The sequence below is a fragment of the Sphingobium sp. R-21 genome, from assembly GCF_049913335.1.
GTDB lineage: Bacteria > Pseudomonadota > Alphaproteobacteria > Sphingomonadales > Sphingomonadaceae > Sphingobium.
The window spans coordinates 854,980-879,909 of record NZ_CP184374.1 but is presented as its reverse complement, the minus strand read 5'-3'; the positions used below and the strand labels follow the sequence as shown (position 1 = coordinate 879,909).

Genomic DNA, 24,930 nt, shown 5'->3' with positions numbered 1-24,930 from the left:
CCTGCCTCGACCGTTATGAAGCTGTCACTGATTCGCCTGAGTCGCAAGCAAAATTTTGCATTGCACAAATTGCAACTTCTTCGCAGCCTTCTGCATCGGGCACCATGTCCCGTCAACGCGGCGAGATTAGTCCGGTCGCGGCTTCGACAGGCATCGCGGAGCAAACACCGGCGCGACATCCTTTGCGATCTTCACAACGTCCTGCGAAGCCGCTCATCCGAGCACCGCGTCGCCCAGATGGGCGTGGAAATGGGAGCGGCACCGCACTGACTGTCACCGTGACGGCGGGGCGAAGGCCCGCCTGGGTGTCAAGGAAGGTCCTCTGTCCGCGCGGGGAGCAGACGGAATGCCTGTCCTGCGGGCGCGCGAGATACGGCCCTGACGCCATTTTCCCGCAGTAACCCACCGATTGCCAGAGCGCGCCGTTCCGAAAGATTGGGTTTGTCGGTATCCGTTTCAGGCAGCGCCGGAACGGAGAGCGCCTGCATATTCCACCGCCGCGCGGCCCATGCCGACGTCAGCACCGCCTGTCGAGCCACGCTGTCGAGCGTGTCGCTATTATCCGCAAAGCTTATGATCGGCAGGTCGGACTGCGGCGGGATGATCGCCAGCTCCCAACCTTCGACCTGCGCCGAAGCACGCGCCTCCAGCGCTCGATAGGTCGCAAGCGTCGCACCAGGGAGCGGAGCCGCCGCTACGCTGGCCCGGTGGTGATCGCGATCCACGGTGACCTGATCGGTCGAGACGCCCGCGGACAGGGCGAGCGACTGGATGACCATATTGACGCGTGTGGTTTCCAGAGCCGCCGTCTCGCTGGCCTGGCGCAATTCTTCGCGCTGGGCATCGACGGCGCCCGCGCCAGGTTCCAGCAGGACCCGATCCAGCCGCAGGCGGACCGGTCTTCCCAGGCGCTGCTCCAGCTCGGATTGCAGGATGTCATTGGCCTTCGCCTGATTGCGCGGCGTGATCACCACGGCTCGCACCAGGAGCGGATGGGCATCAAAGTCCAGATCAAGCTGTGTGATGCGCGCGTTCGAACCGAAGCGATCCGAAAGATAGGAGCGCGCCTGATTGGTCGTCACGGCTTCGGTCGCTATCCGTTTCAGGGAAATGCCCAACGGGATCGCCATGGCCGCAAAGACGAACAGCAATATGATGGTCTGCGTCCAGCTCTGCTGACTGGATAGATGGTGACCAAAGCCATAATAGCGGGCCATCACGGTGGCCGACAGGGCGATCGTGACGAAGTTGGTGACGAACAGCGCGACGGCGCCGCCCAGAACCGGCATATTCCAGGTAGCAAGGCCATAGCCGACCACGGCCAGGGGCGGCATCAGGGCAGTTGCAATGGCAACCCCGACAATCGTGTCCCCGCGACCGCGGATGATCGCGAAGGTGCCTGCGAGCGCTGCAAAAAGGGCGACGGCAAGATCGAAAAGATTGGGACGGGTGCGCGCGATGATTTCGGCGGTCGGCGCCTGAAGCGGCGAAAGCGCGACGATCAGCGCCGTGAAGAGCACAGCCGCGATGCTTCCTACGGCGAGCGCGATGAGCGAGCGGCGCATCTCCCCAAAGTCGAACAGTGCAAGGCTGAAACCCAGCCCCAATATGGGGCTCATCAGCGGCGAGATCAGCATGGCGCCTATGACAACCGCCGGCGACGACAGAAGCAATCCGAGAACCGCAATCCCGGCCGACATCATTGTCATGAAGGCATAGCGGGGCGACCAAGCGCTATCGCCGAAAATCCGTTCCAGCACCCGCTCATGCTCGACCCGCCCTACGACCGCACGACGCCACCAACGATAAAGAGCGACCCGTTCCAGCCGCTCATCGGCAAATTGTGCGAGGCCTTGCAATTGCGCTGTCATGAAGTCCCCTTACGCGCCGTTTCCGGCATGGAGCAACTATAACGTCCGCCGCATTCAAAACCAGATTCAGACCCAGAGTTGCTATTTTTCTCACTATATGGCCCGGTTTTCTTGGACATTTCATGGCAAGGGCCGTTATCGGGTTTCACCATGCTGATGCTTGATGCCTTCGACCGCCCCCGCTCGGCGCTGCGCGAATTTCTCAGGACCGAGGCGGCCGGGGGTATCCTTCTGATCCTCGCGGCGCTGCTCGCGATGATCCTTGCCAACAGCAGATGGGCAGAGGTCTATTTCGAAAGTCTGCACGTCCATCTGGGCCCGCTGTCGTTGCTCCATTGGATCAATGACGCATTGATGGCGCTGTTCTTCCTGCTCGTCGGCCTGGAGATCAAGCGGGAGTTCATAGATGGAAGCCTGTCGAACTGGAGCGACCGCTGGCTGCCCGTAATCGCGGCGGCGGCAGGAATGGCGATCCCTGCCATAACCTATTTGCTGATTGCCGGTCGTACGCCGGGACTCGCCAACGGATGGGCGATCCCGGCCGCGACCGACATCGCCTTTGCCATTGGTGTGCTCGCCCTGCTCGGCAAGCGCGCGCCAACGTCGCTCAAGCTGCTGCTGACCACCGTTGCCATCGTCGACGACATGGGCGCGGTTCTGATTATCGCGCTTGCCTACACCAAGGGGATCAGCGGGTTGGCGTTGCTGGTCGGCGCGCTTCTTTTCTGCGCGATGCTGATCCTCAACCGGTCGGGCGTGAAGAAGCTCTGGCCCTATATGGTGCTGGCCGTGGCCTTGTGGCTGGCGGTATTCTTGTCGGGGGTCCATGCGACGATAGCCGGGGTTCTGGCGGCGCTGGCCATTCCCATCCGCACGTCGCCAGGGGCCCCGGACGACGCAGAATCGCCGCTTCATCGCCTTGAGCACCGGCTGCACCCCTGGGTCGCATTTGCGATCGTGCCCCTGTTCGGCTTCGCCAATGCCGGCGTATCGCTGGCCGGCGTCGGCATGGAGCAGATCATGGGGCCACTGCCACTCGGCATCGGTGCCGGACTGTTTCTGGGCAAGCAGATCGGAATATTCGCCAGCATCCGGGGGGCGGTAGCCCTGGGAATAGCAGACCGGCCGGCAGGCGCTACCTGGCTGCAGGTCTATGGCCTCGCTCTCATCTGCGGCATCGGCTTCACGATGAGCCTCTTCATCGGCGGCCTTGCGTTCAGCGATCCGCTTCTGTCCGACGAGGTCAAGATTGGGGTTCTGGGCGGATCGGTACTTTCTGCGGTCGCCGGTTTTCTGCTCCTGCGGCTCGCGCCCGGATCGCCGCGCAAAGAAGGCAGCATGGCCGATGCGTAATTCCTTGCGCCTGCGCGCCCGCCTGCGCCTCTACGGCCTGCGGCCGACCGTCTGGCGCAGGCGAGCAGCCTTCTTGGGCGGGGCAATATTGATCGGCCTTGTCGCGCTGACATTCGCGCGTCTGGCCGACGAGGCCAATCATGTCTTCCTGTCCGTCGTGGCGCGCTGGTGGTGGGCGCCGCTGCTGATCACGCCGGCGGGCTTTGCCGGGCTGGTCTGGGCGACGAGGCGGTTCGCACCGGCCGCCACCGGTTCCGGCATACCCCAGACGATCGCAGCGACCCGCAATCCGGAGCGGGGCATGGATCGGCTGGTTTCCGCGCGAACCGCGATCGCCAAATTCATTCTCACGATCTGCACTTTGCTGCTGGGCGCGTCGGTAGGCCGAGAGGGGCCGACGGTGCAGATCGCAGCTTCCATCATGGGATATGCGCACCGTTTCCTGGCGATCCCGGTACGGGCTTCGGTCTATATCGCCGGCGGCGCGGCGGGCGTCGCTGCGGCGTTCAACACGCCTTTGGCGGGCGTCGCCTTCGCCATCGAGGAACTGGCCGCAGCCTATGAGCAGAGGATGACCCTCCTGGTGATGGCGGCAGTGCTGATCGCCGGCATGGTCAGCCTGGGCCTTGCCGGGGATTATGTCTACTTCGGCGCCATGCAGCAGACGCTGAGTGTGCGTGAAGCACTGGTGGCCGCACCTATTGCCGGTGTGCTCGGCGGCCTGCTCGGTTCGTTTTTTTCCCGCGCCATGCTGGCGGTAGGAAACACGTCCTGGCGGCCGCTGGCACGGATGAGCCGGCGACCCATCATATTCGCCGGATGTTGCGGCTGCATCGTCGCTGTCACCGGCGTCCTGACGGGCCTCACCTGGGGCACTGGTTATTCCACGGCGCACGCGATCATCACCGGTTCGGACGTCCCGATCTGGTTCGGCGCGGCCAAGCTCCTGACGACACTTGCGACGGCGGTATCGGGCCTTCCCGGCGGTATCTTCGCCCCCTCGCTCTCGGTCGGTGCGGGCGTTGGAGATGTGCTTCGAAGCATTTTTCCGACCTATCCACCCGGAGCGATCGTCCTGCTTGGGATGGTAGCCTATTTCACGGGTGTGGTGCGGGCGCCCCTTACGGCTGTCATCATCATTTCGGAAACAACCGCAAGCCGGGGCCTCATGATGCCGCTCCTGGCCTCCGCGCTGGTAGCCGATTTTGTGGCTCCCTTTGTCTGCCGCAAGCGGCTTTACCACCAGATGTCGCTGCGTTTCATTGAGACTGGCGGTGGGGGCACCCGCTGAGAGCTGATGCCCTCGCCGACAGAAGACAAGTGAGGATGGCTTCAGCAGCGCCCAAAAAATAGCTGGAGAGCACAACCGCCATGTAAAAGCTGGAAAAGGTGAACCGGTTGGGCGGATCCCACTGACCGAGCCACAGCCGAAAAGCAAGGCTTCCCAGAACCAGCAGCAGAATGATGAGAAGCCGGGGGAAAAAAGACTCCCACGTTAGCCGAAGCATAAGGCGGACCATATTCAATTTCCCGAAGGCATCCCAATGCTCCAACCACCCTCCGAATGCAATATGCGGTTGGCTAGGTTGGCCGAAGATGATCGATCCGCTTTGCCGCGCAGGACAAGAGCTACAGGGCAATCTTGCCTCACCCCCGGTCCGTCAATTGTTCTGCTGACATCTGCTTTTTCCAAGCTTGCGCTGAGCGAGGCATGGGCGCAATGCCCTCGTCGGCCCGGATTGGACCGACCACGGAACCTATGGTGACAATGCGGCGAAACTGGCAAGCACTCTTCAGGTCGTTCACCATCAGGCAACGGCGACGCCTGCGCGAAAGCGAGGCGGCCTTCATCCTGTTGGCCGTCATAGCGGGCACCGCGGCGGGACTGACGACCAATGCTCAGCAATGGCTGGCCCATGGTTTACAGCGCATATTTTATGGCGTGACGGTGAATCGACTGAGCGCGTTGGAAACGATCCACCACCCCTGGCGCTTGCTGGCGCTGCCATTGGGCGGGCTGATGTTGATGGCTTTCGCCCTGCTGTTGAGGGGACGTAAAAGGGAGCCGATCGACGTGGTCGAGGCGAATGCCCTTCATGGGGGACGCATTCCGGCGACCGACAATCTTGTGATCGCCACCCAGACGATCATTTCCAACGGCATGGGCGCGTCGGTGGGGCTGGAGGCGGCCTTTGCCCAGTTGGGCGGCGGCGTTGCATCATTACTGGGTCAATGGCTAAAACTGAGGCGCAATGATCTGCGCACTTTGGTGGGCGCAGGCGCAGGGGCGGCCATCGGGGCTGCGTTCGGCGCTCCGCTGACCGGTGCCTTCTATGCCTTCGAGATCGTCATCGGCCATTATACGCCCTCGGCGATCGCGCCTGTAATCGCGGCCGCTCTGGCGGGCGTTTCCGTGTCACGGGCGATGGGGGTGGAGCCTTGGCTGATCGCAACAACTGCCGACAGGGTGATCTCCACAGCGGATTATATGTTGTTCGCCCTGCTGGGCATATTATGCGCCTTGTTGGGGATCATGATCATGCGGCTCGTCACCTTCGCAGAGGCGCGGGCGCAGGGTTGGCGGAGGCTGGGGCGATGGAGACCTTTGGTCGGCGGTCTGCTCCTGATACCTCTCGCTCTGGGCTCGCCGCAAACGCTGTCAGCAGGGCATGGAGCGTTGCATCTGGACCTTGTCCTGCAACCTGCACTCGGACTGCTGCTGCTCATATTGGCACTCAAGATCGCCGCATCGGTGATTTCCTTAAGCTTCGGCTTCCGGGGCGGCCTGTTCTTCGCATCGCTTTTCCTGGGCGCCCTTGTAGGGCAGATTTTCGCTGGCGCGGTCAATGCGTCGGCAATTGGGTTCTCGCTCAATCCCCGAGATGCAGCCTTGGTAGGCATGGCGGGGCTGAGCGTGTCGATCGTCGGCGGCCCAATGACCCTGGCCTTGCTGATGCTCGAGACGACCCATGATTTCGGTCTGATGGCTGTCGTGCTGACCGCTTCCTTGCTGTCGAGCGCGATGACCCGGGAGTTTTTCGGCTATTCCTTCTCGACCTGGAGACTTCACCTGCGCGGTTCAAGCATTCGCAGTCCGCGCGATATCGGCTGGGTGCGAAACCTGACGGCCGCGCGCATGATGCGTCGCGACTGGATTTCGGTGGACGAGAATTGCACCGTGGCCCAGTTTCGGAGCAGAGTGCCGCTCGGCTCCGCGAGCAAGGCCGTGATTGTGAACCAGGACGGCCAATATTGTGGAATCGTACCGACGCCCTCAGCCTATGCGCCAGAGATTGAGGAAGATACGCGAATAACCGAGCTTGCAGTGCTGCGCGAGGCTACGCTCAGTCCGGATACCGACATACAGAAGATTTTGCACCTGTTCGACCAATGGGTGGCTGACGAACTGGTGGTGGTCGATGCGTCCGGCAAGGTCTTGGGTTTATTGACCGAAAAGCATGCAAGACGGCGATATTTCGAGGAAATCGAGACATCGCAACGGGCTCTGTTCGGAGAGATTTGATGTTGCAGGCACGCTCTTGGCACAGCGCTTAGGCTAGCCAAACTCATGTTCAATATCGCTCACCCCTATCTCTCCCTGATCGCATCGATTGCAGTCGGCCTGCTTGTAGGGATGGAGCGCGGCTGGACGCAGCGAGATTTCGGCAAGGGGCGCAGGGTCGCGGGCTTTCGTACCTTCGGGCTGATCGGTTTGCTTGGTGGGCTCGGTGGCCTTTCCCCCGACTTGGTCGCCGCTGCCCTTGCCCTGGGAGTCTCGGCTGTGCTGACGGTCGGCTACAACCGAAGCGCCGATCAGGATCATTTGTCTGCCACGACTACGCTGGCGGGCCTGCTGACCTTTGGAGCGGGCTTTTGCGCGACGCGCCTCTCGCCCGCCCTGGGCTTGGCCATAGGTGCGGCGATCTTTGCGATGCTGAGCGCACGGCAATCGATGCACACTCTGCTCCGGGGAATGGATGAGAGCGAGATCGAGGGCGTGTCCCGCTTCCTGCTGGTATCCCTCATCATTCTGCCGTTGCTGCCGGATGCCTCTTACGGTCCTTACGACGCCTGGAACCCCAGGAAAATCTGGATGGTCGTCGTCTTCGTAATGGGGCTGTCCTTCGCCGGCTATGCCATCTCGAGGCGCTTTGGCCGCGACCGCGGCGTGTTGCTGGTGGCGCTCACCGGGGCCATTGTGTCCTCCACCGCCGTCACCGCAGACTATGCCAGGCGGCTGCGCGACGAACCCGATGGCCGAGGATTATTGACGGCCGGAATTGCGGTGGCATCCATCGTGATGTTCGTCAGGGTGCAGTTGGTGGCACTCGTTCTCGTTCCCCGCGCCTTACCGTCTCTGGTACTGACCATGGCGCCGGCGACGCTTGTAGCCGTCGCCTTCGCCCTGACTGCCTGGCGTGCCCAGGGCAAGGGTGGCAACGGCGTAGCCGTCGCCAATCCCCTGGGCTTCACCCCCGCGCTCATGCTGGCCGCCCTTGTCGCGGGATTGTCGCTTGCCGCGCGTTGGGCCTTGGAACATTTCGGCCAAAAGGGCATGGCATTCGTTCTCACCCTTACCGGCGTGTCGGACGTCGATGCAGCCGTGATGACCATGGCCGGGCTCCCCCCGCATGCAATCGACGATCAAACCGCCGGATTCATACTCGGAGGCGCGGTTCTAGCCAACACTCTGGCGAAAGGCGTCATGACGGTGGTCATCGGTTGGGGGCAAGGCGGCATGAGGGCCGCGATACCACTATTCGCCGCTCTTGCAGCGGCGGCAGCGAGCCTTGCAGTCTGGATTGTCATCGGCTGACCGTCCACGCCACGCCTATTACAGGAAGGAACGGCCATGCATGGAACGCCGTCGCCACACAGTTGCGTCAACCCGCGGCCTTCAATGCCTCCCCTCAGCCCTTCTCCAGATACCGTTCAAGAAGCTTCAGCCGATCCACAATGGAAAAGAAGAAAGCGGTGGACCAGCCGATCAGAATAATGCCGTTCGCACCCTCTATCACGCTCAGAATTCGGCTACCGACCGGCAAAACAACATCGCCATAGCCGATGGTCACATAGGTCGAGGTGGAAAAATACAGCGAATGCTCCAGATTGGGAAATGCATCCAATAGCAGGTAAAGAGCCGCCCAGAGCCAGATTTCCACGGCATGTAACGCGAAAAGCCCAAATGCAGCGAGCAGGATCGCTATTCCATTCACAAAAGAAGCGATGAGCAACTGCGATGCGTGGCGGTGGCGCCGCAGGATCGCCAGCAATCCCGCCAGTCCCACCAAATGAATCAGCACGGTCGTCGCCACCATGGCAGTCGCGATCGCCAATTGCGTCGTCAAACTCATCCTACTTCGATCCCTCTCGGATAGTCCGCGAGGAGCCAGCATCCTCGCTTCGGGAGAGGGCTTGTTCGAGAGCCGTCAGAAACGGTGCCTGGCTCCTGAGTATTTTGACGCGCGCCTCGGCTAGCGAAAACCAAGCGGCGTGATCGATCTCGGGAAAGGAACCTATGATGCCACTTCGGGGCGGCCATTCGACTTCGAACGCATTGCTGGCAAGATCGGCGGGATCAAGGTCACCCTCGACGGCGTAAGCCTCCACCCATTTCCCGCCAGCCTGACGCAGGCGTGCGAGTGGCCACGGATTGCCGGCAGGCCGCGCACCGACTTCCTCCTCGAACTCCCGCAGTGCGGCGTTGTGAAGGGCCTCCCCCGGCAAGGCGCCGCCCTTGGCGATCTGCCATGCCCCCTCATCCTTTCGCTGCCAGTAAGGCCCTCCTGGATGAACGAGAAAAACCTGGAGGGCCCCACCGTGCCATCGATACGGAAGCAGCCCTGCACTTTCTTGCGCTACCATCATATTCGCTGCTTTCAATGTCCTGTTGCAGGGAGTCGCTCCGCTTCACGTCATCATGGCCGCGGCGTGCCTGGAAGCCATACGGAAAAGCCCCAATATCGCGGTCCAGGTCATTTGCGCGATGCTGTGCGAAAGGTGTGGCGTCGGCCGCCGATTCACGATCGGATATGCGGCCAGCCACCGGCAATCCACGCCAGGAAAGGCAAAGCCATGAAAATAGCTTCCGGCACAATCCTGTTGATCGTCGACGGCGCGAAGATGCTGTTGCTGAAGAACGAAGGGAGCGCCGTCTGCCCAGAACTGAAGGTTCTGGTGCATCGCACGATCGATAATCCAGCCAATCGCGAGCAGCGCACCGATGCGCCAGGTGTTAGTTATTCGAGTGCGGGCCCGGAGCGCAGTACCTATGAGGAAGCGGATTTACACCAGCAGAAGGAAGATCGGTTCGCGGTGGAAGCCGCCGGCGCTCTCGCCGAATTGGCTGTCAAGGAAGATGGGGACATCATTGTCGTAGCGCCTCCCTCCACCCTGTCCACCCTGCGCCACCATTATGACCGTGCGACACAGGACAAGCTCGTAGCCGAAATCGACAAGAATCTGGCCGGGCACCCAACCTCCCACATTGCCGAACTGGTTGGTGCCTGGACGCCGTCACAGTAACCGCGCCCCATGTCCCATCCCTGGAAACGCCCCTGCCCCTTCGATTCGGGGCAGCTAGGCGAGAAGTCCGGCTGCATCACGGTGAATTTATATCACTGAAGACGCTACGCTTCACGCGGTCCATGAGCCGTTGCCGCCCGGATTGATTGGAACCACCTGTACGCTCCGCCGAAAGCATTCGTCGTTCGCATCGGCAATCACAGGGCCATGCCGTTTTTCGCGGGCAGCACGGAGCATATGCACCGGGCGGCTCATGCCGCCCGGCAGAAAGGATGCAATCTGCCGCCTTCTTCTGCCCTTGAGCATATTCATCCAACACGGCCCCCGCTCCAGGCCAGGTCATACCCCACGGCACCGGAATAAACCTGGAAGCGTTCCGTAACGGTGATGATAGTAACATCGACGCGCAAGGCCTTCGCCAAGGCAAGACCATGGTCGTTGGTGGGCCCGGCAGGACTCGAACCCGCAACCTAGCCGTTATGAGCGGCCAGCTCTAACCATTGAGCTACAGGCCCCACCTTGTTGCCCGGATAGGCAGCATCAGGCGACTTGGCAAGCCTGTCCTCGCTCCGGAACAGCCTTCAGAAACACATCCAGCGTCGCGGGGCGAACATTCCGACGGTCCAGGTGATCCAGCACCGCGTCCCACCAGCGATAAAAGGCCGTCCTGTCCCCCTCGTTCCGGACATAGGGCGTGTGCCCCGGTTCCAGCGTCGGGGAATGAAAACTGAAATTCAGCACTGGCGAACCTTCTTCAATCAGGGCATCGATCGCGGCGATCGCCTCCTGCGCGCTGATGCCTTCAGGCGTCAGCGGAATGCGGCTCAACATTCCCGTTCGCGCCAGGGCGCCGGACAGCGGACCGGCTCCTTGCGCCAGTCGGTACAGCCGTTCGCCACCGCGCCTCAGCAAGCCGGCAAAGGCGGTGGACAGCGGCAATTCGACCAGGCTCCGGCCCGGCCCGGCCCAATAGGGATATTGCGGCAGCCCCTGGAAATCGGGCCCATATTGGCCGCTATAGTCGAACCGGCTGCGGACCGAACTGTCGATCCGGAACCCGGCCTCCTCCAGCAGGCGGGCGCTATGGCGGCCCACGCCATAACGGCCGGCTCGATAGACGATCGGCCTCGCGCCGAAACGCTCCGCGAGCCGCAGGCACAAGGCTTCCAGCTTCGCCCTTTCCACCGCCTCGGGCAGAAAGCCGACATAGCTGTTGGCCGCCGTCACCTCCTCGATGTGCGGCGGATTGACCCAGGGATGAAGATGCGCCCCCACATCGGCCGCGCCATCGGCCAGCCAGCGTCCCATCATTGCCGCCGCCGCATCGCTGTCGACCACCGGATAGTCGGTCACGTAAATCGGCTTGATCCCGGCCGCCGCAAAATAGGCCTGCCCGCGCTCCATCCCTTCCAACGCCGTCACGCCATGCCCCGTCCGGCGGAAGGGCGCGTTCCAGTCAAACTCCTCCTCCGTGTCGACGAACAGCATGAAGCGCGTGCCGAAAGCCGGATCGAGCGTGATCCTGTCTTCCGGCGCAGGCGCGTGGAGCAGATTGCCGTCATGGGAAAGCGAGGTCATGCCACCACCGCTACCCGGATTTGGTTGCGATAGGGTTTCCCTCAGGCGCGCGTCAGGCGCTGCCGACGGCATCCTCTGTTTCCGCCATGGCCGGCACGGCGAGCAGGAAGCGGCCCGGTTCGATGTCCAGAGCGCCGCCGCATCCCGTCGCCAGACTGCGGATCAGGCGCAGCGAAAAACCAAGGCCCAGCAACGGCCCGTCTGCCCAATTGCCGTCCGGCATATAGCCGGGGTCGAGCAACCGCTCCTCCTCCATACCCTCCAGCGTCGAGGGCCTGTCGATGGCCAGTACCACGCGCCCTTCCGCGCCGCCTGGCTGATGCCAGCATGTGCCGGTCAGCGCTTCCCCGGCTGGCGCCACGGAAATCAGCGTGCGCATCAGATGCTGGATCATGCGCTCGCCCTGCACCGGGTCGATCTGCACCATCGGCAGCCCCCGCGCCATCGCGATGTCAATCCGGGCACCGTCGCCCTGTTCGCGAAAGCGCGTCGAGACCTGCGTCACCAGAAGCGCGGGATCAACGGCGCGCGGCGCTCCATTGCCGTCCTCGCCACGCGACACGCGGGCCGCAAGGTCCAGATCATCGAAGGCGGTCAGCAGATGCCGCGCATCCACAGCGATCTTACCCGCCATATCCTGATATTCAGGACCCGCCGGACCGAACAGTTCCTGCTCGATGATCTCGGCAAAGCCCAATATGGCATTCAGCGGCGTCCTCAGTTCGTGCACCAGTTGCCGGATCGAATCGGCGGACAGCCCGGCGATCGACACAGACTCTGCACGCGGTTCGGCGGCCACTTCGTGAAGATAGGGGCGCCTCGCCTGTCCACGATAGCCCTGGAAACGCCCTGATCGCGGATCGAAAAAGGGTGCGGCCGACAGCCGCCATTCACCGGCCATCGTGCCGCCCACGATCGTATAGCGGCCGTTCTGAAAACCGCTGCGCCGCATGAAGGCGCCCGCGACATGGCCATCCGGCCCGCTGCCCCCTTCCAGCGCCGTTTCATTGAGCGCAAGGCCGATCAGCGCCGCCCGCGGGCCCTGATCGACCCATACGATCGACCCGGATGCATCCGTTTCGAAGGCGAAGGTGCGCGGCCCGGTCATGGCGGCCCGTTGCGGCGCTTCGTCCAGATCACCTGTGCGCCGTGCATTGGTGAAGCGCGCGATGCGGTCGACCAGATTACGGATCTGGCTGCGGTCCTCCGCCGCCTCCTCGACCGGCTCGGCCTGTGGCTGCTCCTCTATCGGATCGGCAGGGACGATCATCGCCTCGGTCAGCAGCATGTCGTCCTGCTCCGCCGCGACATGGCTGGTCAGCACCAGATCGGTCGCGCCGAAAGCCTCAAGTCCCTGCACCGTCGCCGATCCAAGGTCGCGCCGCGACCGCAGCACGCCGCGTGCCGTAGGCGTCAGGCGCGGCAACATCTCCACCCAGGCTGCATCGGGGAGGCGCGCGCGGGACATGGCGGCTGCCGCAATCGCCGGGCGATCATTGGCGAAGAATTCCACCAAGGCGGGTGACCGCAACCGCCCGCCCAATTCCACGACGGTCGCAATGCGCTGCGTTTCCGACAATTTCGGCAGCAGTCCGGTCAACCGCTCCAGCAGTGCCGCCCGCTCCGTGTCGGACATGATCGAACGGTCATGCCGGTCATTTTGCGCCAGCAGATCCACGCATTGCCGCCACAGCGTCACGGCCCCCAGGCCGCTACGCCCTTCCGCGGCGAGAACCGTCTGCATGAGATCGTTGAAGCGCACCCAAATTCCCCAATTCCGGCCCCGGCGCAGCGCTGAAAAAACCTTCCGCCGAGGGTATCGTTACACAGGAATAATGCTTCCCGCTGCAAAGGGGAAGGGCCGCGGAAGGGTTCTTATGCGAACGTTGCATAGTGGGACAATTGCATTGTCCTGAAATATTATTATGGTAACGCGATATTAACAGGCAAGGAAATAAGCGGAATAATGGCCGGCCCCAATATTGACGACATCGATCTCCAGATCCTTGGCGAACTGCAGGACGACGGCAGGATGACCAATGTGGAGCTGGCTCGCAAGGTGGGCCTGACGGCCCCCCCATGCCTCCGTCGCGTGCGGGCGTTGGAGGAAAGTGGCGCCATCAGTTCCTACCATGCCGTGGTGAACCCGTCGATGCTGGGCTACACCATCACCGTCTTCGCAATGGTCAGCCTCAAGAGCCAGGCCGAAGCGGACCTGAAGGCATTCGAGGATCATGTCGCGACCCTGCCCGAGGTCCGCGAATGCTATATGCTCAACGGTGAAATCGACTTCATCCTGAAGGTGGTGGCCAAGGATCTGCAAAGTTTCCAGCAGTTCCTGACGTCGAAACTGACGCCGGCGCCCAATGTCGTGAGCGTGAAGACGTCGCTCACCATCCGCACCTCCAAGAACCTGCCCGGCGTACCGCTTCCGGTTTGACTGGCTGGGGGGAGAAAGCGGGAACCCGGCTTTCGCCCATGATGATGCTACAGAAGCGAGAGCGCGTGACCTGCGTCATCCGACGCAGCGCGCTCCCGGCCCCAGCCCCGACCTCGCCGCGATTTTTCCCTCAGCCCGCCGACGGAACGACGACCGGCTTCGCTGCCGTCTTCCTGCTCTGCTGATCGACCCAGACTGACCAGAAGCCGGCGACATTCGCCCAATTGCCCGTCGTCGCCTGACCAAGCGCCGCCTTTGCGCCCGCCAGATCGCCCGACCTTGCCAGCGCCACGCCAAGCCGCGCATTCGCCTTTGCGGCATCAACGCCCCCCTTGCTCAGGGCGAGCCGATATTGCTCCACCGCCTGCGGAAACTGCGCGAGCGAAAAATAGGTGTCGCCGACCGCCATGGCCGCCGACCCGTCCTTCGCCGCTGCCGCCTTCTTCGCAGCAGCGGGCAGACCGGCTATTTCCTTGGCCGCCTTGGGCGTCGCGCCCTTCAGCAATTGCGCGGTCACCGCCTGTGTCGGAGTCAGCTTGCCGGCCGAGCGACCGGCCTCGATGATCGCCTTGGTCTCCGCGCTATAGCCGGTCTTTTCGGCCAGTTGGGCATAGGCCTGGTAATCGCGCTCGCTGGCCATGGCGCCATTGGCGGCCTGAAGACGGTAAAGGTCGAGTTGCACCTGCGAATCCATGCCGGGCGCCGTCAGGTAATTGGCCAGGGCCGACCGCCACTCGCCCGCCGAATCATAGTGGGTCAGGCGCTCCCGATACAGCGCGCCCACCTCAGCCCAGTCCCCGGCCTGATAGGCCATGGAGATCGCTCTGTCATACCAGGCCGCCGGGATCGGCTGCCCCGCCGCCCGCTGCCGCGCCAGGGCCTGCTGCACAAAGCCGCGCGCATCCTTCGTCCTGTTGCGCCGGATGGCGATGTCGGCGCGCAGCATGGTGGCGTCGATGGGATCGTAACCCAGCGTCTTGGCGTAATCGAGCTGCGCCGTCGCATCGTCATAATTGCCGACGATATAGGACAGGTAGCCCGCAACATAGCGCAGGCGCGGCATGTCGCCCTTGGGCACCGAGGACGTCTTGAACATATCGTTCAGCGCCACGCGCTGCGCCTGCCGGTCGACCTTCAGCACCGCAAGCTCGAAGCGCAGGCCGGCCGCGACATAGGCTTCGAAGTCGCTGACCGGCATCAGGCCCGAAATCTGGGCCTGGGCAGTGGAGACATCACCGGCCTTGATCGCACTGTCCGCTGCCTGGGTGGCGGCGCGGAAACTGTCCGACATCTCGATTGCCGGGCCGACATTGGGCTTTTTCGCGATGACAGGCGTGGCCGTCAGCAAGGCGGCTCCCGTGAACATCCCACAGGTCAGAATCGAAAGTCTCGTCACGGCCATGGCAGCCATCCCCCTTGTTGCCTGGCTTCGGCCAGACGATCATGATGTTCGAAGGCGAAAAGGCGCACCACCCGCCGGGCAGTGCGCCTCTGTCAGGCGAGGATCAGGCCTTGGTACCCAGATAGGCCAGCCACAGATCGGCGATCTGCTTGCGCGAACCGGCCTGCACCGACTGGAAAGCGGCCTTGGCCGACGCATTGTCGCCGCTCAGCGCCTTGGCAATGCCCATGCGCGTGTTGATCTCGTCCGCGTCGACGCCGCCCTTCTGCTTGGCGAGTTCGAACATCGCCACCGCCTTGGCATAGTCGCCATAGCCCAGATAGGCGTCGGCCGTGGCTGCCGCGATCTTGCCGTTCGCTGCCTTGCGCGCATCGGCTTCCGCACTGCCCAGCGATCCCTTGTCGCCCGCGATCTTGGCGACGGCCGGCTGATACAGGTCGCCGCCCTGGCTGGCGCTCAGCACACCCTTGCTCCGGCCGGCATCGATGGCGGTCTTCACTTCGCCGTAAATGCCGGTCTTGGACGCCATTTCCGCATATTCCAGATAGTCCTGAGAGACCACCAGACCGCCGGACGTCGCCATCAGACGCATCACGTCCAGATTCTCGCGGTTGGAAATGTTGGGATTGGCCTGCTGGAACAGGCGGATCAGCGTGCGCAGATTCTCACCGCTGGGTGCCGCCTGATAGGCCGACTTCGCCCATTCGGTGACTTCCGGCAGCTTCGCGTTCGCAGCGCGGCTGACCCCGATCTGATACCATTGCGCCGGCACCTGGCCACCGGCGGCCTTGGTGGCGTCCGCTGCCGCCTTCAGCGCGGCGAGGCCCTGCTGGTTGAGGCCGCGCTGCGGCTCGACCGAGGAATTGGCGGTGCCTGCCTTGCCGAAATAGGCCTGCGCCAACGCGACGTTCACCACGTCTGGCTTGTAGCCGGCCTGCAAGGCGGCCCGCGCATGGGTGATGGCAAGGTCGTAATTCTTCATCTGCAACGCCTGATCGGCGGCAATCGCATTGAACTGGCCCACCTGTTCCGGCGGCGTAAGGCCGCTGTCCAGCATCTGCGTCAGCGCCTCGCCCTGCATCGCGGCATCCTTGCTGGCGATGGAGGTGTTCAGCTTGACGGCGCCGATCTGATATTTGTCGTCGTTCGACTTCGCCTTGCTGTCGGCGTCGGCCAGCGCTGCCTTGGCGGCGGCGAAGTCCTGCTTCCCGGCCGCCTGCTGCGCTGCCTGCAAGGCCTTGATCACGTCGGGCGAGACGTTCAGCTTGGGCGCGCCGCCCTTCTTCTCGTCCTTCTTGGCCGCGAATGCCGGGGCCGAAACGGCGCCGCCAGCCAGCGCAAGAGTCAGCGCGAGCGCCACGGGGGTAACAAAACGCATGTTCATCTTCTCCTCTGCGCCCGGGGGACAGGCGGCTTTCGTTTGACGCCGATTAGGGGTCGGCGCGTGAATAACCATTGAACGACCTATATGCACCAGTTAACCGCCTGTCAGCCCCCCGGAAACGATCTGGCGCACCCTGCACGCATCTCATGCCATTGCGCGTGCGCGCGCGAGGGGTGACAGATTTGTTTCGCTCCGCTAGTGATGCGGCAGCACAATTCATCCATCCAAAAAGAGAATCGCTTTGACCGACGAGACTGCCCTCGCCGACCCCTCGGATATCAGCCCCATCTCCATCGTGGAGGAGATGAAGGCAAGCTATCTCGACTATGCCATGTCGGTGATCGTCGCCCGCGCCCTGCCGGACGTGCGCGACGGTCTGAAGCCGGTGCATCGCCGCATTCTCTTCTCGGCCCATGAATCGGGCTTCACCTACAACAAGCCCTATCGCAAGTCGGCGCGCATCGTCGGTGACGTGATCGGTAAATATCACCCCCACGGCGATAGCGCGATCTATGACGCCCTGGCGCGCATGACGCAGGACTGGTCGATGCGCGTGCCGCTGATCGACGGCCAGGGGAACTTCGGTTCCATGGACCCCGATCCACCAGCGGCCATGCGTTATACCGAAGCGCGCCTGGCCAAGGTGACGAACGCCCTGCTCGACGATCTCGACAAGGACACCGTCGATTTCCAGCCCAATTATGACGCCTCGGAAAGCGAACCGCAGGTCCTGCCGGCGCGCTTCCCTAATTTGCTGGTCAACGGCGCGGGCGGCATCGCAGTCGGCATGGCGACCAACATTCCGCCGCACAATCTGGGCGAGGTGATCCGCGCCTGTTTGGCCTATATCGACAATCCCGGCATCACTATCGACGAACTGATCCAGATCGTCCCCGGCCCTGATTTCCCGACTGCCCCGCTGATCCTGGGCCAATCGGGCGCCCGCAGCGCCTATCACACCGGACGCGGCTCGATCATGATGCGCTCGCGCTACAAGATCGAGGAAGGACGCGGCGATCGCCAGTCGATCGTCCTGACCGCAATCCCCTATCAGGTCGGCAAGAACGGCCTTGTGGAAAAAATCGCCGAAGCCGCCAAGGACAAGCGGATCGAAGGCATCAGCGACATTCGCGACGAATCGAACCGCGAAGGCGTCCGCATCGTCATGGACCTGAAGCGCGACGCCACGCCCGAAGTCGTGCTCAACCAGCTCTGGCGCAACACCCCCGCCCAGTCGAGCTTCCCGGCCAATATGCTCGCCATTCGCGGCGGCCGCCCGGAACTGCTCAACATTCGCGACATCATAGAAGCCTTCATCCGCTTCCGCGAAGAAGTCATCACCCGCCGCACCAAGTACGAACTCAACAAGGCCCGCGACCGCGCCCATATCTTGCTGGGCCTGGTCATCGCGGTGACGAACCTCGATGAAGTGGTCCGCATCATCCGCGGTTCGGCCAGCCCTGCGGAAGCCCGCGAGACCCTGCTCGCCCGCGAATGGCCGGTGGCGGAGATCGCGCCTTATCTCAAGCTGGTCGAGGCGATCGAGACCGAAGCATCGGGCGACACCTACCGCCTCAGCGACGTCCAGGTCCGCGCCATCCTCGACCTGCGCCTGCATCGCCTGACTGCGCTCGGACGCGACGAGATCGGCAATGAATTGGCCGAACTCGCCGCCGCCATCGCGGAATATCTCGCTATATTGGGTGACCGGGTGAAGCTCTACGCCGTCATGCGCGAGGAGTTCGAGGCGATCGAACGCGACTTCGCCACCCCGCGCCTGTCGGAAATCACCGCCGCCGCCGACGGCATCGAGGATGAAGACCTGATCGAGCGCGAGGAGATGGTCGTCACCGTCACCGTGCAGGGCTATATCAAGCGGACCCCGCTCGAAAGCTTCCGCGCGCAGGCGCGTGGTGGCAAGGGCCGCTCCGGCATGGCGACCAAGGATGAGGACGCGATCACCGAACTGTTCGTGACCTCCACGCACACGCCGGTCCTCTTCTTTTCCACCGCCGGCAAGGTCTATCGCCTCAAGGTCTGGCGCTTGCCCGAAGGCGGCCCGGCCACGCGTGGCCGTCCAATGGTGAACCTGCTGCCGCTCAGCCCCGGCGAGACGATCCAGACCGTCCTGCCGCTGCCCGAGGATGAGGAAAGCTGGAAGGATCTGCACGTCATGTTCGCCACCGCGAACGGCACGGTCCGCCGCAACAGCATGGACGCCTTCGCCAACGTGCCCAGCAACGGCAAGCTCGCCATGCGCTTCGACGATGACAGCGACGACCGCCTGATCGGCGTCGCCCTGCTGACCGAAGAGGATGACGTCCTCCTCGCCACCCGCCAGGGCAAGGCCATCCGTTTCCAGGCGACCGACGTGCGCGAATTCCAGAGCCGCACCTCCACAGGCGTGCGCGGCATGACGCTCAGGAAGGATGACGAGGTGATCTCGCTTTCCATTCTGCATCGCGCCGGCATCAAGGATCAGGAAGAGCGCGACGATTATCTCCGCTTCGCCCCCTGGAAGCCGGAGAAGGATGGCGAACCCCAGATGGATGCGGAACGCTTCTCTGAACTCGCCGCGAAGGAACAGTTCATCCTTACGGTCTGCGCCAACGGCTATGGCAAGCTGTCCTCCGCCTATGACTATCGTCGAACCGGACGCGGTGGGCAGGGCATCACCAATATCGACAATATCGGTCGCAACGGTCCCGTCGTCGCCAGCTTCCCCGCGCGCCACGGCGATCACCTGATGCTTGTCACCGATCAGGCGAAGCTGATCCGCATGGGACTGGAAAGCCTGCGCGTCATCGGCCGCAGCTCGGCGGGCGTTCGCCTTTTCAACGTGTCCGACAACGAACATGTCGTCAGCGCGGCGAAGATCGAGGAAAGCGATGAGGAGGCGGAGGTCAGCACCCCGGCCGGCCTCGAGGTCGACCCGCAGGTCAGCCCCGAAACCGACCCGGACCTGACCGAGGAATGACCGACCTCTTCGCATACAAGATCCTGACGAAGGATCAGTATGACCAGCTCAAGGCCGACGGCACGTTCAAGGGCGCGCCCGTCGACCTTGCGGACGGCTATATCCACATGTCCACCCGCCAGCAGGCCGCCGAAACCGCCGCCAAACATTTCGCCGGGCAGGACCATCTGGTGATGGTCATGGTCGATCTCGCTCCCTTCGGCGACACCCTCAAATGGGAGGAATCACGCGGCGGCGCCCTCTTCCCGCACCTCTATGGCGACCTTCCCCTGAACGCCGTGGCGGGTAAGGTGATCCTACGCCTGGACGAACAGGGCAGGCACCAGTTTCCAGCCGGCTTCTGATCCCTGCCTCCGCGCAACGCAGAAAGGCGCAATCCTTCATCCTGCATCATTCCCGCCTAACAAGGGCGGGAATGACGAAACTGAATGGGCGCTCCCTCGACGGATCACGGCGCGTCATCGGGAAGCAGGCATGCAATTAATGCCGTCGACGGTCATTGCCGCCACCTGTCCGGTAGTTTAGAGGGGCCGCCATCATGACGTACTTGGGGGAGTACAATGGTGCAAAAGCAGACATATGCCGTCGCGAAGGATGTGTTGACGTTCCTTCAACAACAGTGGCTCGTAGCGACACCAAGAAATTACGCATTGGGCTATGCGCTAAAGACCGATACGGATTCAGCCTTGGTGCGAGCCATGAACGCCATTATCGATGGCGGCGTTCGCATGAGTCAGCAGCAGGCGGATGACCTTTTCATTCAGTTCGTGGGCCATGTCGGGGTGGCTAATGCCATCGAGGCCGACAAGGGCCAGGACCTGGCACGGCATCATGCCATACGCTTGGGCGAGATCGCGCAAAGCGCGGCCGCCGCGACGGGGGAATTCAACCGGGAACTGAGCGCGGGCTACGACAGGCTGGATGGGGAGACATCGGATCTTGCGCCGATCGTCGCGAGCATGATCGAGCGATCCTTGAGGGCCGAGAACGAGCTTGCGGCAGCGGCTCGCGAAGTCGAGGCGCTCCGGCGCGAGCTGGATGTCGCTCGCCACGACGCGACGAAAGACGCGTTGACCGGTCTTCACAACCGAAGAGCGCTCGACATGGAATTGGAGCGTTTGATCGCATCCGAAGGGCCCTATCTCGTCGCGATCTGCGACATCGACCGGTTCAAGTCGGTGAACGATCGTTATGGCCATGCTGTTGGAGATCGCGTCATCAAGACGGTCGCCGCCTCACTTTCGGAGGGCTGCGCACCACATATGGTCGGTCGATGGGGCGGAGAGGAGTTTCTGGTCATCCTGCCCGATCTGGACCTGGAGGACGGCGTAGCGCTCGTTGACAAGGCGCGTCGAGACCTGGGGCAACGTCCTTTCAATTTGCGCGAGACCGACGAGCCGATGGGCGCCATAACCTTCTCTGCGGGTGTCGCCATGATTGGCAGGGATGAAGCGGATAATGTGGCCGTGCTTGCCCGGGCCGACGCGGCACTCTATCGCGCAAAGGATCAGGGCCGGAATCTGGTGCTTTCTGGCTGACTGGGATCCGATTCCAGTTATTTTGCCCGTTCCATTCGAACGACGCGCCTATCCCTCGTCCAATAGTCATAGCCGTCTCATCTGATCCGTCGCGCCGCCCGCGGCTGATCCCGCTCCACCACGCCCGCGATGCCAGGAGAAAGGGTGGCGGGATGAAAGCGGTTCTCACACCCTGCCGCACCGGCTAAAGCGCCTTCATGTCCCGACTCGCCATCAAGATTTGCGGCCTTTCGACGCCCGACACGATCGGCGCGGCCATGCGGGCGGGCGCCACCCATCTTGGCTTCGTCCATTTTCCGAAAAGCCCCCGGCATGTCGAAGCGGACCAGTTGCGATCGCTGGCCGCGCCCGTCCCGTCCCATATCGGGCGCGTCGCCGTGCTGGTCGATCCAACCGACGAAACACTCTCTGATCTGAGCGCCACCGGCACCCTCACCGCCTTCCAGCTCCATGGCAAGGAGACGCCCGAACGCGCCGCCGCCATTCGCACACGCTTCGGCATTCCCGTCTGGAAAGCCATTTCGGTCAAGACCGGCGCGGATATCGCCGCCGCGGGGATTTACGCCGACGCTGTCGATTTCCTCCTGTTCGACGCCAAGACGCCCGATGGTGCTGCGCTGCCCGGCGGCATGGGCCTGCGCTTTGACTGGACATTGCTGCGTGGCGCCTCCCCCTCCCTGCCCTGGGGGCTTTCGGGCGGACTTGGCATCGACAATGTGGCCGAGGCCATCCGCATCACCGGCGCCCCGCTGGTCGACATTTCCTCCGGGGTCGAAAGCGCGCCGGGCATCAAGAGTGTGGACAAGATCATGGCCTTCTGCAATGCGGCATCGGCATGTTGACGCAGAGCATAAATTCAGAACGCATCAGCCTTCGATGGCGTTGATCACTTGGCCCAAGTGATCCAACCCATGCCCGAAGAGATGGAAATGATGACCGATAATATCACCCTGCCCAACAGCCTGCGTTCACAGCCCGATGCCTCCGGCCATTTCGGCACCTTTGGCGGCCGTTATGTGGCCGAAACCCTAATGCCGCTCATTCTGGAGCTGGAGAAGGTTTACAAGGAAGCGAAGCAGGATCCGGCCTTCGATGCCGAATTCACCGAATTGCTGCGCAGCTATGTCGGCCGCCCGAACCCGCTTTACTATGCGGGGCGCCTGACCGAAGCGCTGCGCGCCGATGCCGGCCCCGGCAAGGGCGCAAAAATCTACCTGAAGCGCGAGGAACTCAACCATACCGGCGCGCACAAGATCAACAATTGCATCGGGCAGGCGCTTCTCGCCCGTCGCATGGGCAAGAAGAAGGTCATTGCCGAAACCGGCGCGGGCCAGCACGGCGTCGCCACCGCCACCGTCGCCGCGCTGTTCGGGATGGAATGCAAGATCTTCATGGGCGCAAAGGACGTGGAGCGGCAGAAGCCCAACGTCTTCCGCATGAAACTGCTGGGCGCGGAAGTGATCCCCGTCATTTCCGGATCGCAGACGCTGAAGGATTCGATGAACGATGCCCTGCGTCACTGGGTGTCGAACGTCCACGACACCTTCTATATCATCGGCACGGCGGCCGGGCCGCATCCCTACCCTGAACTGGTGCGCGATTTCCAGTCGATCATCGGCCGGGAAGCACGCGAACAGATATTGGAACTGGAAGGCCGCCTGCCTGATCTGCTGATCGCGCCGGTCGGCGGCGGCTCCAACGCCATCGGCCTTTTTCACCCCTTCCTCGACGATGCGGAGGTCAAGATGATCGGCGTCGAAGCGGCGGGCGAAGGCCTGCATGGGAAGCATGCGGCAAGTCTGGCGGGCGGCAAGTCCGGCATATTGCACGGCAACCGCACCTATCTGCTCCAGGACGAGGACGGGCAGATCACCGAAGCGCACAGCGTGTCCGCCGGTCTCGACTATCCCGGCATCGGACCTGAACATAGCTGGCTGCACGAAATCGGCCGCGTGCAATATATGCCGATCACCGACGACGAGGCACTGGCCAGCTTCCAGAAACTCTCCGCGCTGGAGGGCATCATTCCGGCGCTGGAATCCGCGCACGCCATCGCCAGCGTGGAAAAGGTCGCGCCCACTCTCGACGCGGAGCAGATCATCATCGTCAATCTTTCGGGGCGAGGCGACAAGGACATCTTCACGGTGGCGAGCGCCCTGGGGGTCGAGATATGAGCGCCGATCGTCTCTCCGCCCGCTTCGCCGCATGCAAGTCGCAGGGCCGCGCCGCGCTCGTCACCTTCGTGACCGCGGGCGATCCGACCGTGGCTGACACGCCCGCCATCCTCGACGCCCTGGTGGAAGGGGGCGCGGACATCATCGAACTCGGCATGCCGTTCACGGATCCGATGGCTGACGGGCCGGCGATCGAGCTCGCCAATCTGCGCAGCCTGGGCTCCGGCACGAAGACGAAGGACATCTTCGCCCTCGCTACTGCCTTCCGCGATCGACATCCCGACACGCCGCTGGTCCTGATGGGCTATGCAAATCCGATGCTGGTGCGCGGCGCGGCCTGGTTTGCGGACCAGTGCAAAGCCGCGGGCGTCGACGGCGTCATCTGCGTCGATGTCCCGCCGGAGGAAGATGCCGAAATCGGCCCCGCCCTGCGCGCCCAGGGCATTCACCTGATCCGCCTTGCAACGCCAACGACTGACGCCGCAAGGCTGCCCACCGTGCTGAACGGCGCCAGCGGTTTCCTATACCATGTCGCCGTCGCCGGGATCACCGGCAAGCAGCAGGCCGCCCAGACCGCTGTCGAACAGGCGGTGGCCAGGCTGAAGGCCGCCACCGACCTGCCCATCGCCGTGGGCTTCGGCGTCCGCTCCGCTGAACAGGCCGCCGCGATCGGACGGGTTGCCGATGGCGTGGTGGTGGGTTCCGCCATCGTCGACATCATCGGTTCGCATGGTGATGCCGCCGCGCCCTTCGTCAAGGATTTCATCGCCGCCCTTCGCGCCGCGCTGAACGCCAACAGCCCTCATTTCCGGGAGACCGCCGCATGAGCTGGATCAACCGCGTCCGCAACGCACTGCCCTTCATGGCGAAGAAGGAAACCACCGCCGAAACGCTGTGGCACAAATGCCCTTCCTGCGCCGAGATGATCTTCATCAAGGAATGGGAGGATAATCTCTCCGTCTGCCCGCGCTGTGACCATCATGGCCGCATCGGACCTGCGGAGCGGTTCGAACAGATACTCGATGCCGGCTTCATCCTGCTGCCAACGCCGCAGGTGCAGGAAGATCCGCTCAAGTTCCGCGATTCCAAACGCTATCCCGACCGCATAAAGGCCGCCCGCGCCGCGACCGGCGACCAGGACGCGCTGATCAACGCCCGTGGGGCCATTGACGATGTGCCGCTCGTCATGGGGGTTCAGAATTTCGCCTATATGGGCGGCTCCATGGGCATGGGCGTGGGCGCCGCCTTCATCCAGGGCATCAACGAGGCCATCGCCCGCAAATGCCCCTATGTGATCTTCACCGCCGCAGGCGGGGCGCGCATGCAGGAGGGCATCCTCTCGCTCATGCAGATGCCGCGCTCGACCGTGGCCATCCGGAAACTCCACGCCGCGGGCCTGCCCTATATCGTGGTGCTGACCGATCCGACGACCGGCGGCGTCACCGCCAGCTATGCCATGCTGGGCGACATCCAGATAGCGGAACCCAATGCGCTCATCGGCTTCGCGGGCCAGCGCGTCATCGAAAGCACGATCCGCGAAAAGCTGCCCGACGGATTCCAGCGCGCTGAATATCTGCTGGAACACGGCATGCTGGACATGGTCGTCCACCGCAGTGACCTGCGCGACACGCTTGCCCGGGTGATCGGCTACCTCGCCCCCCGCGCCGCTGCCTGACGCTGCCTGAGAC

The 24,930-nt window shown here is 63.1% G+C and carries 21 protein-coding genes and 1 tRNA gene; 13 read left to right on the top strand and 9 right to left on the bottom strand.

Annotation, left to right across the window (positions count from 1 at the left end; genetic code table 11):
- Positions 1-308: 308 nt before the first annotated feature.
- The gene (locus tag ACN9MX_RS04125; RefSeq protein ID WP_363825671.1) at positions 309-1,871 is read right to left on the bottom strand and encodes a DUF389 domain-containing protein; all 1,563 of its coding nucleotides are present in this window, start codon (positions 1,869-1,871) and stop codon (positions 309-311) included.
- 150 nt (positions 1,872-2,021) lie between these two features.
- Between ACN9MX_RS04125 and nhaA the strand changes: the two genes are divergently transcribed.
- The 4 genes from nhaA (at position 2,022) to ACN9MX_RS04105 (ending at position 8,040) form a co-directional block, all read left to right on the top strand.
- On the top strand, positions 2,022-3,224 hold the full coding sequence (gene nhaA / locus ACN9MX_RS04120; protein WP_414714614.1) for a Na+/H+ antiporter NhaA: 1,203 nt from the start codon (positions 2,022-2,024) through the stop codon (positions 3,222-3,224).
- Positions 3,217-4,515 (top strand): chloride channel protein, encoded by a 1,299-nt coding sequence (locus tag ACN9MX_RS04115; RefSeq protein WP_426387229.1) that lies wholly within the window; start codon positions 3,217-3,219, stop codon positions 4,513-4,515. Before nhaA ends, ACN9MX_RS04115 begins: the two co-directional genes overlap by 8 nt.
- A gap of 477 nt (positions 4,516-4,992) precedes the next feature.
- Complete coding sequence (locus ACN9MX_RS04110; protein WP_363825668.1) at positions 4,993-6,747, top strand: chloride channel protein; 1,755 nt, start codon at positions 4,993-4,995, stop codon at positions 6,745-6,747.
- A gap of 45 nt (positions 6,748-6,792) precedes the next feature.
- Positions 6,793-8,040 carry an MgtC/SapB family protein gene (locus tag ACN9MX_RS04105; RefSeq protein WP_363825665.1) on the top strand — a complete coding sequence of 416 codons (1,248 nt, stop codon included), beginning with the start codon at positions 6,793-6,795 and terminating at the stop codon, positions 8,038-8,040.
- A gap of 94 nt (positions 8,041-8,134) precedes the next feature.
- On the opposite strand, the gene ACN9MX_RS04100 is transcribed toward ACN9MX_RS04105, so the two are convergent.
- The gene (locus ACN9MX_RS04100) at positions 8,135-8,578 is read right to left on the bottom strand and encodes a potassium channel family protein (protein WP_363734894.1); all 444 of its coding nucleotides are present in this window, start codon (positions 8,576-8,578) and stop codon (positions 8,135-8,137) included.
- A gap of 1 nt (position 8,579) precedes the next feature.
- The gene (locus tag ACN9MX_RS04095) at positions 8,580-9,089 is read right to left on the bottom strand and encodes an NUDIX domain-containing protein (RefSeq protein WP_363826620.1); all 510 of its coding nucleotides are present in this window, start codon (positions 9,087-9,089) and stop codon (positions 8,580-8,582) included.
- Between ACN9MX_RS04095 and ACN9MX_RS04090 the strand changes: the two genes are divergently transcribed.
- Entirely contained in the window at positions 9,015-9,749 is a 735-nt protein-coding gene (locus tag ACN9MX_RS04090; protein WP_363825662.1) for a host attachment family protein, read from the top strand. The two genes, ACN9MX_RS04095 and ACN9MX_RS04090, sit on opposite strands and share 75 nt — an antisense overlap.
- Positions 9,750-9,860: 111 nt before the next feature.
- Here the strand turns inward: ACN9MX_RS04090 and ACN9MX_RS04085 are convergent, their stop codons facing one another.
- The 4 genes from ACN9MX_RS04085 to ACN9MX_RS04070 all read right to left on the bottom strand — a co-directional run bounded on the left by ACN9MX_RS04085 (position 9,861) and on the right by ACN9MX_RS04070 (position 13,089).
- Positions 9,861-10,061, bottom strand: coding sequence for a hypothetical protein (locus ACN9MX_RS04085; RefSeq protein ID WP_363754191.1), 201 nt, complete (start codon positions 10,059-10,061; stop codon positions 9,861-9,863).
- A gap of 127 nt (positions 10,062-10,188) precedes the next feature.
- Positions 10,189-10,264: transfer RNA gene (locus ACN9MX_RS04080), tRNA-Ile, on the bottom strand.
- Between the two features lie 25 nt (positions 10,265-10,289).
- Positions 10,290-11,327, bottom strand: coding sequence for a polysaccharide deacetylase family protein (locus ACN9MX_RS04075; protein ID WP_363825659.1), 1,038 nt, complete (start codon positions 11,325-11,327; stop codon positions 10,290-10,292).
- A 52-nt stretch (positions 11,328-11,379) separates the two neighbouring features.
- Positions 11,380-13,089, bottom strand: coding sequence for a sensor histidine kinase (locus ACN9MX_RS04070; RefSeq protein ID WP_363825656.1), 1,710 nt, complete (start codon positions 13,087-13,089; stop codon positions 11,380-11,382).
- Positions 13,090-13,293: 204 nt separating this feature from the next.
- Here ACN9MX_RS04070 and ACN9MX_RS04065 point away from each other — a divergent pair, with 204 nt between their 5' ends.
- Positions 13,294-13,767, top strand: a complete 474-nt coding sequence (locus ACN9MX_RS04065) for an Lrp/AsnC family transcriptional regulator (protein ID WP_133654704.1) — start codon at positions 13,294-13,296, stop codon at positions 13,765-13,767.
- A 130-nt stretch (positions 13,768-13,897) separates the two neighbouring features.
- On the opposite strand, the gene ACN9MX_RS04060 is transcribed toward ACN9MX_RS04065, so the two are convergent.
- Both ACN9MX_RS04060 and ACN9MX_RS04055 read right to left on the bottom strand, forming a co-directional pair.
- Positions 13,898-15,169, bottom strand: coding sequence for a hypothetical protein (locus ACN9MX_RS04060; RefSeq protein WP_363734902.1), 1,272 nt, complete (start codon positions 15,167-15,169; stop codon positions 13,898-13,900).
- A gap of 103 nt (positions 15,170-15,272) precedes the next feature.
- Positions 15,273-16,553: a hypothetical protein gene (locus tag ACN9MX_RS04055; RefSeq protein WP_363734904.1), complete on the bottom strand. Its 1,281-nt coding sequence runs from the start codon at positions 16,551-16,553 to the stop codon at positions 15,273-15,275.
- A gap of 241 nt (positions 16,554-16,794) precedes the next feature.
- On the opposite strand from ACN9MX_RS04055, the gene gyrA reads away from it, so the two are divergent.
- The 7 genes from gyrA to accD all read left to right on the top strand — a co-directional run bounded on the left by gyrA (position 16,795) and on the right by accD (position 24,917).
- Positions 16,795-19,530, top strand: coding sequence for a DNA gyrase subunit A (gene gyrA / locus ACN9MX_RS04050; protein ID WP_363825654.1), 2,736 nt, complete (start codon positions 16,795-16,797; stop codon positions 19,528-19,530).
- Positions 19,527-19,874 carry a DUF952 domain-containing protein gene (locus ACN9MX_RS04045; protein WP_363754181.1) on the top strand — a complete coding sequence of 116 codons (348 nt, stop codon included), beginning with the start codon at positions 19,527-19,529 and terminating at the stop codon, positions 19,872-19,874. The genes gyrA and ACN9MX_RS04045 overlap by 4 nt, the downstream gene beginning before the upstream one ends.
- A gap of 216 nt (positions 19,875-20,090) precedes the next feature.
- Complete coding sequence (locus ACN9MX_RS04040) at positions 20,091-21,068, top strand: GGDEF domain-containing protein (RefSeq protein WP_363825651.1); 978 nt, start codon at positions 20,091-20,093, stop codon at positions 21,066-21,068.
- A gap of 197 nt (positions 21,069-21,265) precedes the next feature.
- The gene (locus ACN9MX_RS04035; RefSeq protein ID WP_363825649.1) at positions 21,266-21,910 is read left to right on the top strand and encodes a phosphoribosylanthranilate isomerase; all 645 of its coding nucleotides are present in this window, start codon (positions 21,266-21,268) and stop codon (positions 21,908-21,910) included.
- A gap of 90 nt (positions 21,911-22,000) precedes the next feature.
- On the top strand, positions 22,001-23,242 hold the full coding sequence (trpB, locus tag ACN9MX_RS04030) for a tryptophan synthase subunit beta (protein ID WP_363735385.1): 1,242 nt from the start codon (positions 22,001-22,003) through the stop codon (positions 23,240-23,242).
- A complete protein-coding gene (gene trpA, locus ACN9MX_RS04025; protein WP_363734911.1) occupies positions 23,239-24,069 on the top strand; it encodes a tryptophan synthase subunit alpha in 831 nt (276 codons plus the stop codon). Before trpB ends, trpA begins: the two co-directional genes overlap by 4 nt.
- Positions 24,066-24,917 carry an acetyl-CoA carboxylase, carboxyltransferase subunit beta gene (gene accD / locus ACN9MX_RS04020; protein ID WP_363734912.1) on the top strand — a complete coding sequence of 284 codons (852 nt, stop codon included), beginning with the start codon at positions 24,066-24,068 and terminating at the stop codon, positions 24,915-24,917. Before trpA ends, accD begins: the two co-directional genes overlap by 4 nt.
- Positions 24,918-24,930 lie beyond the last annotated feature (13 nt).

Excerpts from the sequence above, each read along its gene's own strand:
- ACN9MX_RS04125 (WP_363825671.1), bottom strand. The coding sequence starts at position 1,871 with ATGACAGCGCAATTGCAAGGCCTCGCACAATTTGCCGATGAGCGGCTG.
- ACN9MX_RS04060 (WP_363734902.1), bottom strand. The coding sequence starts at position 15,169 with ATGGCCGTGACGAGACTTTCGATTCTGACCTGTGGGATGTTCACGGGA.
- ACN9MX_RS04090 (WP_363825662.1), top strand. The coding sequence starts at position 9,015 with ATGAACGAGAAAAACCTGGAGGGCCCCACCGTGCCATCGATACGGAAG.
- ACN9MX_RS04035 (WP_363825649.1), top strand. The coding sequence starts at position 21,266 with ATGTCCCGACTCGCCATCAAGATTTGCGGCCTTTCGACGCCCGACACG.
- ACN9MX_RS04075 (WP_363825659.1), bottom strand. The coding sequence starts at position 11,327 with ATGACCTCGCTTTCCCATGACGGCAATCTGCTCCACGCGCCTGCGCCG.
- ACN9MX_RS04045 (WP_363754181.1), top strand. The coding sequence starts at position 19,527 with ATGACCGACCTCTTCGCATACAAGATCCTGACGAAGGATCAGTATGAC.
- ACN9MX_RS04055 (WP_363734904.1), bottom strand. The coding sequence starts at position 16,553 with ATGAACATGCGTTTTGTTACCCCCGTGGCGCTCGCGCTGACTCTTGCG.
- trpB (WP_363735385.1), top strand. The coding sequence starts at position 22,001 with ATGACCGATAATATCACCCTGCCCAACAGCCTGCGTTCACAGCCCGAT.
- ACN9MX_RS04110 (WP_363825668.1), top strand. The coding sequence starts at position 4,993 with ATGCGGCGAAACTGGCAAGCACTCTTCAGGTCGTTCACCATCAGGCAA.
- ACN9MX_RS04115 (WP_426387229.1), top strand. The coding sequence starts at position 3,217 with ATGCGTAATTCCTTGCGCCTGCGCGCCCGCCTGCGCCTCTACGGCCTG.
- ACN9MX_RS04085 (WP_363754191.1), bottom strand. The coding sequence starts at position 10,061 with ATGAATATGCTCAAGGGCAGAAGAAGGCGGCAGATTGCATCCTTTCTG.
- ACN9MX_RS04105 (WP_363825665.1), top strand. The coding sequence starts at position 6,793 with ATGTTCAATATCGCTCACCCCTATCTCTCCCTGATCGCATCGATTGCA.
- ACN9MX_RS04100 (WP_363734894.1), bottom strand. The coding sequence starts at position 8,578 with ATGAGTTTGACGACGCAATTGGCGATCGCGACTGCCATGGTGGCGACG.
- accD (WP_363734912.1), top strand. The coding sequence starts at position 24,066 with ATGAGCTGGATCAACCGCGTCCGCAACGCACTGCCCTTCATGGCGAAG.
- ACN9MX_RS04040 (WP_363825651.1), top strand. The coding sequence starts at position 20,091 with ATGGTGCAAAAGCAGACATATGCCGTCGCGAAGGATGTGTTGACGTTC.
- trpA (WP_363734911.1), top strand. The coding sequence starts at position 23,239 with ATGAGCGCCGATCGTCTCTCCGCCCGCTTCGCCGCATGCAAGTCGCAG.
- ACN9MX_RS04065 (WP_133654704.1), top strand. The coding sequence starts at position 13,294 with ATGGCCGGCCCCAATATTGACGACATCGATCTCCAGATCCTTGGCGAA.
- nhaA (WP_414714614.1), top strand. The coding sequence starts at position 2,022 with ATGCTGATGCTTGATGCCTTCGACCGCCCCCGCTCGGCGCTGCGCGAA.
- ACN9MX_RS04095 (WP_363826620.1), bottom strand. The coding sequence starts at position 9,089 with ATGGTAGCGCAAGAAAGTGCAGGGCTGCTTCCGTATCGATGGCACGGT.